This window comes from Thiothrix sp. UBA5583 (genome assembly GCA_002425225.1).
Taxonomy (GTDB): Bacteria; Pseudomonadota; Gammaproteobacteria; order Thiotrichales; family Thiotrichaceae; genus Thiothrix; species Thiothrix moscowensis.
In genome coordinates, this window is sequence record DILV01000026.1 from 40,068 (window position 1) to 50,303 (window position 10,236).

Genomic DNA, 10,236 nt, shown 5'->3' on the forward strand with positions numbered 1-10,236 from the left:
AGTTGCTAAAAAAAGTTGCCAGACATTATCACATTGTGGAAGAATTAAAAATGCAGTTCATATGTGGTACTACGGCAACGTTGGTTGCAGATAGTATACATAATTGCTCAGCCTGCTAGTCAGGCCAGCTAATGAATAAAAATTACAAACGATAAAAACTGGATCAGGTTCCAAACGTTAACGCCCGTTACGGGTTGGCCTGATTGAGAGCAAGAGATGCCATCATTCAATGGAAAAACGTTAGGTTACTTGCCCAATCTCTGTGTGCCACAGGCATTGTTGCGTGCTGTGTTGGCTGCGGAATTTCTGGCAGTTGTGCTGGCGTTGACGGTTGCCAACGATCTGAGCGATTTCTTTGTTAACCTTGGTTTGCATTCGCTGTTTGTGCAGTGGGTGACACTGGCTTCCATTTTTTCCCTGTGTTTCATCGGTCGTTTTGTGGAAAAGCCTTCGGTTGCGCGTGCTTCGGTGATTGTGCTGGCAACCGTGGCGGTGTTTACCTTGGCGGCTTCCATCTTGGGACTGGAATTGTCGGGCAGGACAGGTGTTGTGAGCGACGCGGTGGTCAGTACCCTGTTCATTTTCAAGAATCTGGTCATCAGTCTGGTTATCGTGCTGGTGTTACTGCGGTATTTCTATATCCATAGTCAGTGGGAAGAAACCATCGAAGCGGACTCCGCTGCCAAATATGCTGCCTTGTCTGCGCGGATGCGCCCGCACTTCCTGTTCAACAGCCTGAATACCATTGCTCATTTGGTGCACATCAAACCGGACAGGGCCGAGGAGGCATTGCTGGATTTGTCTGACATCATGCGCATGACCTTGGACAAGCGTTCCCGTATCCCTCTCAAGGAAGAGCTGGATTTGACACTGGCTTATTTGCGTATGGAAGGTTTGCGTCTGGGCGAAAAACGCCTGCATGTCAATCTGGATATGGATCGCAATAGTCTGCCACTGGATATGGAAATTCCACCGTTTATCTTGCAGCCGCTGGTTGAAAACGCCGTTTATCATGGAATCCAGCCACGTCAGGATGGAGGGCTGTTGACAGTCAGCCTGTATGACGCAGGTAATCGTCTGGATGTGTCTGTTACCAACCCGTTGCCCCCGACGGGTGTCAGTACCCACACAAAAGGAAACCACATAGCTCAGGAGAACATGACCAGCCGTTTGAAGCTGGCTTATGGCGACCGGGCTAATTTGAAGATTCAGAAGGGTGTCCAGCAGTACCGGGTCTCATTTTCCATCCCCAAGGAGTAGAAGAACTATGACATTGAAAATATTGGTTGTTGATGATGAGGAGTATGCCCGCGAGCGTATCAAGGGATTATTGGCCAGTCAGATCGACTACGGAGTTTGTGCAGAAGCCGAAAACGGGGTGGATGCAGTGCTGATGACAGAACGTTATCAGCCGGACATTGTGCTGATGGATATTTCCATGCCTGGAATGGACGGGCTGGAAGCCGCGCGGCACATTTCGGGCATGGACAGCCCTCCTGCCGTCATATTCACCACAGCGTATGGTGAATATGCTTTAGAAGCCTTTTCAACAAAAGCAACAGGGTATCTTATGAAACCGATTAGACAAGAACAATTATTACAAAGTCTGGAACAAGCCCGCTCCCTGAACCGTGCCCAACGCATGGAGGCTCTGGAAAACCGCGATGGTCGCAATCTGGCATCACGCAAGCATATCTGCGCCCGTATGCGCGGTAATCTTGAGTTGATCCCGATTGAAGACGTTGTGTACTTCCAGGCAGACCAAAAATATGTGACCGTGCGCCACAAGAAAGGCGAGGTCATTATCGAAGAGTCGCTGAAATCTTTGGAAACCGATCTGGCTGACCGTTTCATCCGTATCCACCGCAATGCGCTGGTGTCCAAAACAGCTATTTCCGGTTTGTCCAAGTCATCCATTGGTCGCACTCAGGTGGTGCTGGATAACGTCAAGGATCAACTGGAAGTCAGCCGCCGCCATCTGGCGGAAGTGCGCCGTTTTGTCCGCGCCCGCTAACCCTGCTGTTGGGGGTGTGTTCTGCACGCCCCGCTACATTTTGCCATTGACTGCCTTGTATGCGGCGTCAATGGCGCTTTCCAGATAGCTGCCGTAAAAGTCCGGGTTGCTATAGCCCAGTAGCCGTTCTGCTACTTCCTTGCCGTCGGCATCCAGAAAAACCAGTGTTGGCGTGAGTGAAGCGCTGTAACGGTTGGTGAATGTTTCGGCCTCCAACTTTTTCCCGTCAAAATCGGTTAGTGTTTCTGTTGCGCCCAACGTGAATGAGCGAATCAGGATACGCTCGGTGTAGCGTTGATCCTGCTGCATGGGAATTAGGTATTCGTTTTCTAATTGTCGACAGAAGCCGCAATATTCAGCACGAAATGCAAGTAATAATGGCAGTTTCCTGCTGCGCATTTCTGCACTGATGGTCTGGAAATCATTTGCTTCCTTTGTGCTGGGCGGCTTTTCGCTGGCACTGCCCGTGAATGGCATAAGCAGCAGAAATGTCGACAATATCAGTTGCAAGCACTTCCCAAGAGGGGGTATCATCGCGTTCATCCAGTGGTTGACCCTATATTAGTATATCTTTATACTCCCCGGATTCGCGGACAAGGCTTAGCCAGGTAACGACCAAGGAGCAGATGCGCAACGTACTTATCATTCAGGCGATCCTGATACTGGCGGGAGCAGCAGTTTCCCGGTTTTATCAAGGTGATGCGGCGTTGCTTCCTGCATTCTATGGTGGTGCGGTGGCACTTGCCAATACCATGCTGCTTTCCCGGCGCGTCGCAGTGGCAGGGGAAATAGCCAAAACAAACCCGGAGCGTAGTGTGTATGCGCTGTACTTTGGGGTTGTACAACGATTTGTATTTGTGCTGGTTGCGTTGGGTTTCGGTCTTGGCTACCTGGAACTGACCCCAGTTCCCTTGTTGGGAACGTTTATGGTGGCGCAACTGGCTTATATGCTGATGGGAACCCGCCAGGCCGGGTGATTCCAGCAAAGGTTTTTTAACTTTAGTGTACGGGGTGAATTGTGAGCGAGTCTAACGCGCCAGCAATCTCAAAACCTGTTGAGTATATCCAGCACCATCTGACCAACTGGAGCGTTGGCGTTGAGCACGGGGAAGCAGTCAAAATTGTTGACTTCAACGTGTTTCACGTAGACGTTTTCTTGTTCAGTGCGCTACTCGCAGGGTTGTTTGCTTTCTTTGCCTGGAAAGTTGGCAAAAATCTCAATCCTGATGCGCCTACAGGGGCGCAGAATGTCGTGGAAACTCTGGTTGAATTCGTCAACCAACAAGTCAAAGACATTTTTCCGAATGCCGACCGTTTGGTTGGTCCTTTGGCGTTGACCATCTTCGTCTGGGTTCTGTTGATGAACTCAATGGACTTCCTGCCTGTTGATTTGTTGCCTGCTTTGGCTGGTGGCATTGCTAGCTTGTTTGGTGCTGATCCGCATCACGTTTACCTGAAGGTTGTTCCAACCACCAATCTTGACACCACGTTTGGTTTGGCCTTGTCCGTGTTTGCGCTGATTTTGTACTACAACATCAAAAGCAAAGGGGCAGTGGGATACTTTACGTCCTTCTTCTTCCATCCGTTTTCAGCAGAAAATGTGGTGGTGAAAATCATTCTTGCCCCGATCAACTTCGTGATGACCCTGATTGAAGAGGTTGCCAAACCCATCAGTCTTGGCCTTCGTCTCTTCGGAAACATGTTCGCGGGCGAATTGCTGTTCCTGTTGATTGCACTGCTGGCGTTTTCTGTTTGGGCAATGCCTGCGCAGGTAGCACTGGGGTCATTGTGGGCACTCTTCCACCTGTTGGTTGTGCCATTGCAGGCGTTCATCTTCATGCTGCTGACCATTGTTTATCTGGGTCTGGCAAGTCAGGGCGGCGAACATCACTAAGCGTTACGGTTTTATTTTTACTTTTTTGATTTTTAACTTTTCTGGAGACTGAAACAATGGAAGCAAATCTTGCAATGATCTACGCATACACTGCGGTTGGCGTTGGTATCATCCTGGCGGCTGCTGGTCTGGGTTCTGCACTGGGCTGGGGTATGATCTGTTCCAAATTCATCGAAGGCATCGCACGTCAACCTGAAATGCGTGCGCAATTGACTGGTCAAATGCTGTTCACTGGCGGTCTGATGGAAGCATTCCCAATGATCGTTCTGGGTATCTCTATGTGGTTCATCTTTGCTAACCCTATCGCAGGTGCATTCACCGCAGCGATGAAAGCAGCGGGCGGTTAATCATCCGATTGTTACACGTTGTTACTAACATTCGGAGGTTAAACCCATGAACGTAACTGCAACCCTGATTGGTCAGATGATCGTTTTTTCGATCCTGATCTGGTTTATCAAGGGCGTTCTGTGGGAGCCAATGCTGAAAGTGCTGGAAGATCGTAAAGCGCGTATCGCGGACGGTCTTGCTGCTGCCGAAAAAGGCAAGCACGAAGAAGAGTTGGCTCGCCAGAAAGCACTGGACGAACTGAAAAAGGCCAAGGCTGAAGCTGCCGAAATCGTCGCACAAGCGCAAAAGCGTGCGGCTGAAATCGTCGACGAAGCCAAGAATGCCGCTGTGGAAGAAGCAGGTCGCGTGAAAGTGGCTGCTCAGGCAGACATCGAGCAGGAAGTTTCCCGCGCTCGTGAAAGCCTGCGTTCACAGGTCTCTGCACTGGCTATTGCTGGGGCTGAGAAAATTCTTGGTCGTGAAGTCGATGCTAAAGCACACGCCAAAGCATTGGACGAACTGGCCGCACAAATCTGAGGAATGAACCATGTCTGAATTGACAACCGCTGCCCGTCCTTACGCCCGTGCGGTGTTTGAGATGGCTCAGGAAGCCGGGAAGCTGCCCCAGTGGTCAGCACAACTGGCAGCCATGTCTGCGGTAGTCGCGGCAGAAGGTTCAGCTTCCTTGCTGGCCCATCCTCGCATGAGCAAAGAGCAGAAAGCAGACATTTTCGCCGAGATTGCAGGTGATGCGCTCGACGATCAGGGTCGCAATTTGCTTAAGACTCTGGCGGAAAATGACCGTTTCGCACTGTTGCCGGAAATGGCGACCATCTTCGAGCAATTGAGGGCGGAAGCAGAAGGTGCGATAGAAGCGGAGATTGTTTCTGCACAGGAAATGAGTGATGACCAGCAGCAGAAGATCGCTGCGGCTCTCCAGAAACGCTTGGGACGTGAGATCAAGCTCGTTACCAAAGTTGACCCAACCCTGATGGGAGGCGCGATTGTCCGCGCGGGTGACTTGGTGATTGATGGCTCGATCCATAGCAGGCTGAAAGATATGAAGGCGGCGTTGGCGCGTTAAGCCCAGCCGATAGATTGAGGAATAGCATATGCAACTTAACCCAACTGAAATCAGTGACCTGATTAAAAAGCGCATCAGCAGCTTTGAATCTGGCGCTGAAGCTCGCACTGAGGGTACGGTTGTCTCCGTTACGGATGGTATCGTCCGCCTTCACGGGCTTGGCGATGTAATGTCCGGCGAGATGATCGAATTCTCCAACGGTTCTTACGGTCTGGCTTTGAACCTGGAACGTGATTCCGTCGGTGCGGTTGTCCTCGGTGACTACAAAGGTATCACTGAAGGCGACACCGTAAAATGTACAGGCCGTATTTTGGAAGTGCCACACGGTCGTGGTTTGCTGGGTCGCGTCGTAGACGCACTGGGCAACCCGATTGACGGTAAAGGTCCGGTCGATAACGATGGTTTCGCACCTATCGAACGTGTAGCGCCGGGCGTTATTGAACGTAAGTCCGTTGACCAGCCGGTACAAACCGGTGTGAAAGCGCTGGACTCCATGGTGCCAATCGGTCGTGGTCAGCGCGAACTGATCATCGGCGACCGCCAAACTGGTAAAACTGCCGTAGCAGTCGATGCAATCATCAACCAGAAAGGCAAGAACGTAAAATGTATTTACGTTGCCGTCGGTCAAAAAGCCTCTTCTGTTGCCAACGTAGTTCGCAAGCTGGAAGAGTACGGCGCACTGGAATACACTACCGTGGTGGCTGCAACAGCGGCTGACCCGGCTTCCATGCAATACCTCGCGCCTTATGCGGGTTGCACCATGGGTGAATACTTCCGTGACCGTGGTGAAGATGCCCTGATCGTATACGACGACTTGACCAAGCAGGCTTGGGCTTACCGTCAAGTTTCCCTGTTGCTGCGCCGCCCACCGGGTCGTGAAGCCTACCCAGGGGACGTATTCTACCTGCACTCCCGTTTGCTGGAGCGTGCGGCGCGTGTAAATGCGGAGTACGTTGAAGAATTCACCAAGGGTGAGGTGAAAGGTCAGACAGGTTCATTGACTGCACTGCCAATCATTGAAACCCAGGGTGGTGACGTTTCTGCGTTCGTTCCGACCAACGTAATCTCGATCACTGATGGTCAGATCTTCCTGGAAAGCGACCTGTTCAACGCCGGTATCCGCCCAGCGATCAACGCAGGTTTGTCAGTATCCCGTGTAGGTGGTTCTGCACAAACCAAGATCATCAAGAAACTTGGTGGTGGTGTGCGTTTGGCACTGGCGCAGTATCGTGAACTGGCAGCATTCTCCCAGTTTGCCTCCGACCTTGACGAAGGTACACGTAAGTCCTTGGCTCGTGGTCAGCGCGTTACTGAACTGATGAAGCAGCCGCAATTCTCCCCACTGTCCGTGGCAGAAATGGCATTTTCGCTGTATGCCGCCAACGAGGGTTTCCTCGATGACGTAGACGCGAAGAAAATTGTGGACTTTGAAGCCGCGATGCTGAGCTACCTGCGCTCTTCCCAAAAGGAACTGCTGGACAAGATCAACGAGAAAGGTGATTTCAACGACGAGATTGCTGGTGCAATGAAAAAAGCACTGGAAACATTCAAGTCAACCAACACCTGGTAATGGGAGGTCATTACTATGGCAGTTGGTAAAGAAATACTGACCCAGATCAAGAGTATCGGCAATACCAAGAAGATCACCAAGGCAATGGAAATGGTGGCTGCATCCAAAATGCGTCGTGCGCAGGATCGGATGAAAGCCAGCCGCCCTTATGCTGACAAAATGCGCCAAGTGGTAAGCCACGTGGCCTATGGTCATCTTGAGTACAAACACCCTTATACCCAGACGCGTGAAAACGTGAAACGGGTTGGCTACATCATTATGTCCTCTGACCGGGGCTTGTGTGGTGGTTTGAATGTCAACCTGTTCAAGCGTGCGTTGCAGAGCATGGCAGAATGGAAAAAACAGGATGTCGAAGTCGACATCTGTGTTTTCGGTGCCAAAGCGGCTGCGGCGTTCCGTCGTTACGGGATCGTTGCCCAGAAAACCCACATGGGGGATACCCCCAAAGTGGCGGATATGATTGGTACGATCAAGGTGATGCTGGATGCTTACGAGGAAGGCCGGATTGATCGCCTTTTCCTGGTTGAGAATGAATTCGTCAACAGCATGACGCAAAAGCCGCAGGTGACACAGCTCATCCCGGTGGTTGCTTCTGGCACGGATTCAATCAAGCACCATTGGGACTATCTCTACGAACCTGAGTCGAAAGAAGTCATTGATGCGTTGATGCAGCGGTATATTGAATCGCTGATTTACCAAGGCGCTGTTGAAAACGTTGCCTGTGAAATGGCAGCGCGGATGGTTGCGATGAAAAGCGCCTCCGACAACGCGGGTAAAATGATCGGCGAACTGAAGCTGATCTACAACAAGGCGCGTCAGGCGGCAATCACCCAGGAAATTTCCGAGATCGTTGCAGGTGCTGCGGCTGTCTAAGGCTGTTACGGATTTTAAATTTTAGTGAGGTACTGAATAATGAGTACTGGAAACATCGTTCAAGTTATCGGCGCGGTTGTCGACGTGGAATTCCCACGCGCCAACGTTCCGGCAGTCTACGATGCGTTGACAGTAGCCGACCAGGGTCTGACCTTGGAAGTCCAGCAGCAGTTGGGTGACGGCATTGTACGCGCTATCGCGATGGGGGCTTCTGATGGTCTGCGTCGTGGTATGCAAGTGGCGAACACAGGTGCGCCAATCTCTGTTCCGGTAGGCCCTGGTACACTGGGTCGCGTGATGAACGTACTGGGTGATCCGGTAGACAACGCAGGCCCGGTTGCTTGCGAAACCAAAATGCCAATCCACCGTGCGCCGCCTGCGTATGATGAATTGTCATCCGGTATCGACATCTTGGAAACGGGCATCAAGGTTATCGACCTGATCATGCCAATCGCCAAGGGTGGTAAAATCGGTCTGTTCGGTGGTGCGGGTGTAGGTAAAACCGTAACCCTGATGGAACTGATCAACAACATCGCCAAGCAACACAGCGGTTTGTCTGTATTCGCAGGTGTAGGTGAGCGTACTCGTGAAGGGAACGACTTCTACCACGAAATGACTGAAGGCGGCGTTATCGACAAGGTAGCACTGGTTTACGGTCAGATGAACGAACCACCTGGCAACCGTTTGCGCGTAGCGTTGACTGGTCTGACCATGGCGGAATACTTCCGTGACGAAGGTCGTGACGTTCTGATGTTCGTTGACAACATCTACCGTTACACCCTGGCGGGTACAGAAGTATCAGCACTGTTGGGTCGTATGCCATCTGCGGTAGGCTATCAGCCAACACTGGCGGAAGAAATGGGCGCACTGCAAGAGCGTATCACTTCCACCAAGACTGGCTCGATTACATCCTTCCAGGCGGTTTACGTTCCTGCGGATGACTTGACTGACCCATCCCCTGCGACCACCTTCGCCCACTTGGATGCGACTCTGGTATTGTCACGTAACATCGCGGAACTGGGTATCTACCCTGCGGTAGACCCGCTGGATTCCACCTCCCGCCAGCTTGACCCGCTGGTTGTTGGTCAGGAACACTACAGCATCGCGCGTGGTGTCCAGGGTATCCTGCAACGTTACAAAGAACTGAAGGACATCATCGCGATTCTGGGTATGGACGAACTCTCCGACGACGACAAACAGGTCGTTGGTCGCGCACGTCGTATCCAGCGCTTCCTGTCCCAGCCGTTCTTCGTGGCGGAAGTATTTACCGGTTCACCGGGCAAATACGTCACCCTGAAAGACACGCTGAGCAGCTTTAAGGCAATCCTCAACGGTGAATACGACCACCTGCCAGAACAGGCGTTCTACATGGTCGGCGGCATCGAAGAAGTGGTCGAGAAAGCTACGAAGCTCTGATAGGAGGGCATCATGGCGATGACATTTCATTTGGATGTAGTGACGGCAGAACAGTCCTTGTTCTCCGGCACGGTCGAAGAAGTGATTGCACCGGGTGTCATGGGTGACTTGGGTATTCTCCCGCGTCACTCCCAGTTGATTTCCAAGCTGCGTGCAGGCGAGTTGCAGTACAAAACCGAAGAAGGCGCAATGGCATCGCTGTTCGTCTCCGGTGGTGTACTGGAAGTCCAGCCACACGTAGTGACGGTATTGGCTGACACCGGGATGCGTGCGGAAGACCTCGATGAGGCAGCCGCCCGCGAAGCGATGAAGCAAGCCCAGGACGCGCTGCAAGGCAAAGACCCGGAAGACCTCGACTATGAGGCGATCCAGGCTGAGCTGGAAGCCGCCAAGGCGCAGATCGAAATGCTGCACCGGATCGGCAAGATGCGCGGTCACTAAGTTTCGGCAAGTCCGCATCAAACAGAAAGGCTCCTTCGGGAGCCTTTTTGCTTTAAACTGCAATTCATTATTTCATCAGGCAGGATTACCCCGTGCACTACACCGACCAAGACGATGAAGACGACGATTTCATCAGCAAAAGCGAAATCAAGCGCGAAGCCGAAGCAGCGCAAGCCTTGGGTGAGCGCCTGATTGAGCTGCGTCAGGAACAACTCGACCAACTGGGCTTGTCGGAAGTCCTCTACGATGCGGTCATGCTTGCCAAACGCTTGACGGCTTACGGCGCTATCCGTCGCCAGAAGCAATACATCGGCAAGCTGATGCGCAAGGAAGAGCTGGAACCGATCCAAGCCAAATTCGACGAATGGGATCGCACTGCCCGCAGCCAGAATGCAAAATTCCATCAGCTTGAACGCTGGCGTGACCGCTTGCTGACTGATGATGACGCCATCGGCGAGTTCATGCAGCAATATGCGGAGGTGGATGTGCAGCGCTTGCGTACCCTGATTCGCAACGCCCGCAAGGAACAGGCTGCCAACAAGCCCCCGAAAAGCAGCCGCGAACTGTTCAAACTGTTGCGTGATCTGGCAAGCATTTAACCGACCAGCGGTCGCAAG

General features: G+C 52.1%; 13 protein-coding genes. 12 read left to right on the forward strand and 1 reads right to left on the reverse strand.

Going from position 1 to position 10,236, the window contains the following annotated elements:
- Positions 1-216: 216 nt before the first annotated feature.
- Entirely contained in the window at positions 217-1,260 is a 1,044-nt protein-coding gene (locus tag B2U47_RS08945) for a sensor histidine kinase (RefSeq protein ID WP_296679688.1), read from the forward strand.
- A gap of 7 nt (positions 1,261-1,267) precedes the next feature.
- Positions 1,268-2,014, forward strand: coding sequence for a LytR/AlgR family response regulator transcription factor (locus B2U47_RS08950; protein ID WP_296679686.1), 747 nt, complete (start codon positions 1,268-1,270; stop codon positions 2,012-2,014).
- Between the two features lie 33 nt (positions 2,015-2,047).
- Here B2U47_RS08950 and B2U47_RS08955 read toward each other — a convergent pair whose 3' ends face one another.
- Positions 2,048-2,524, reverse strand: a complete 477-nt coding sequence (locus tag B2U47_RS08955; protein WP_296679684.1) for a thioredoxin family protein — start codon at positions 2,522-2,524, stop codon at positions 2,048-2,050.
- A 116-nt stretch (positions 2,525-2,640) separates the two neighbouring features.
- Between B2U47_RS08955 and B2U47_RS08960 the strand changes: the two genes are divergently transcribed.
- The 10 genes from B2U47_RS08960 to yjgA all read left to right on the forward strand — a co-directional run bounded on the left by B2U47_RS08960 (position 2,641) and on the right by yjgA (position 10,218).
- Positions 2,641-2,991: an ATP synthase subunit I gene (locus B2U47_RS08960; RefSeq protein ID WP_296679681.1), complete on the forward strand. Its 351-nt coding sequence runs from the start codon at positions 2,641-2,643 to the stop codon at positions 2,989-2,991.
- Between the two features lie 41 nt (positions 2,992-3,032).
- Positions 3,033-3,908 carry a F0F1 ATP synthase subunit A gene (gene atpB, locus B2U47_RS08965; protein WP_296679679.1) on the forward strand — a complete coding sequence of 292 codons (876 nt, stop codon included), beginning with the start codon at positions 3,033-3,035 and terminating at the stop codon, positions 3,906-3,908.
- 56 nt (positions 3,909-3,964) lie between these two features.
- The gene (atpE, locus tag B2U47_RS08970; RefSeq protein ID WP_296679676.1) at positions 3,965-4,255 is read left to right on the forward strand and encodes a F0F1 ATP synthase subunit C; all 291 of its coding nucleotides are present in this window, start codon (positions 3,965-3,967) and stop codon (positions 4,253-4,255) included.
- 46 nt (positions 4,256-4,301) lie between these two features.
- Positions 4,302-4,772 (forward strand): F0F1 ATP synthase subunit B, encoded by a 471-nt coding sequence (locus B2U47_RS08975; protein WP_296679675.1) that lies wholly within the window; start codon positions 4,302-4,304, stop codon positions 4,770-4,772.
- A 10-nt stretch (positions 4,773-4,782) separates the two neighbouring features.
- A complete protein-coding gene (locus B2U47_RS08980; protein ID WP_296679672.1) occupies positions 4,783-5,319 on the forward strand; it encodes a F0F1 ATP synthase subunit delta in 537 nt (178 codons plus the stop codon).
- Positions 5,320-5,347: 28 nt separating this feature from the next.
- Positions 5,348-6,889, forward strand: coding sequence for a F0F1 ATP synthase subunit alpha (gene atpA / locus B2U47_RS08985; RefSeq protein WP_296683348.1), 1,542 nt, complete (start codon positions 5,348-5,350; stop codon positions 6,887-6,889).
- Positions 6,890-6,904: 15 nt separating this feature from the next.
- Positions 6,905-7,762 carry a F0F1 ATP synthase subunit gamma gene (gene atpG, locus B2U47_RS08990; RefSeq protein ID WP_296679668.1) on the forward strand — a complete coding sequence of 286 codons (858 nt, stop codon included), beginning with the start codon at positions 6,905-6,907 and terminating at the stop codon, positions 7,760-7,762.
- A 39-nt stretch (positions 7,763-7,801) separates the two neighbouring features.
- Entirely contained in the window at positions 7,802-9,178 is a 1,377-nt protein-coding gene (atpD, locus tag B2U47_RS08995) for a F0F1 ATP synthase subunit beta (RefSeq protein ID WP_296679666.1), read from the forward strand.
- Positions 9,179-9,190: 12 nt separating this feature from the next.
- Positions 9,191-9,619: a F0F1 ATP synthase subunit epsilon gene (locus B2U47_RS09000; RefSeq protein ID WP_296679663.1), complete on the forward strand. Its 429-nt coding sequence runs from the start codon at positions 9,191-9,193 to the stop codon at positions 9,617-9,619.
- A gap of 92 nt (positions 9,620-9,711) precedes the next feature.
- Complete coding sequence (yjgA, locus tag B2U47_RS09005; protein ID WP_296679661.1) at positions 9,712-10,218, forward strand: ribosome biogenesis factor YjgA; 507 nt, start codon at positions 9,712-9,714, stop codon at positions 10,216-10,218.
- Positions 10,219-10,236: the final 18 nt, after the last annotated feature.

Coding starts and splice junctions, on each gene's coding strand:
- B2U47_RS08975 (WP_296679675.1), top strand. CDS start 4,302: ATGAACGTAACTGCAACCCTGATTGGTCAGATGATCGTTTTTTCGATC.
- B2U47_RS08980 (WP_296679672.1), top strand. CDS start 4,783: ATGTCTGAATTGACAACCGCTGCCCGTCCTTACGCCCGTGCGGTGTTT.
- atpG (WP_296679668.1), top strand. CDS start 6,905: ATGGCAGTTGGTAAAGAAATACTGACCCAGATCAAGAGTATCGGCAAT.
- atpE (WP_296679676.1), top strand. CDS start 3,965: ATGGAAGCAAATCTTGCAATGATCTACGCATACACTGCGGTTGGCGTT.
- B2U47_RS09000 (WP_296679663.1), top strand. CDS start 9,191: ATGGCGATGACATTTCATTTGGATGTAGTGACGGCAGAACAGTCCTTG.
- atpA (WP_296683348.1), top strand. CDS start 5,348: ATGCAACTTAACCCAACTGAAATCAGTGACCTGATTAAAAAGCGCATC.
- B2U47_RS08950 (WP_296679686.1), top strand. CDS start 1,268: ATGACATTGAAAATATTGGTTGTTGATGATGAGGAGTATGCCCGCGAG.
- atpD (WP_296679666.1), top strand. CDS start 7,802: ATGAGTACTGGAAACATCGTTCAAGTTATCGGCGCGGTTGTCGACGTG.
- B2U47_RS08960 (WP_296679681.1), top strand. CDS start 2,641: ATGCGCAACGTACTTATCATTCAGGCGATCCTGATACTGGCGGGAGCA.
- B2U47_RS08945 (WP_296679688.1), top strand. CDS start 217: ATGCCATCATTCAATGGAAAAACGTTAGGTTACTTGCCCAATCTCTGT.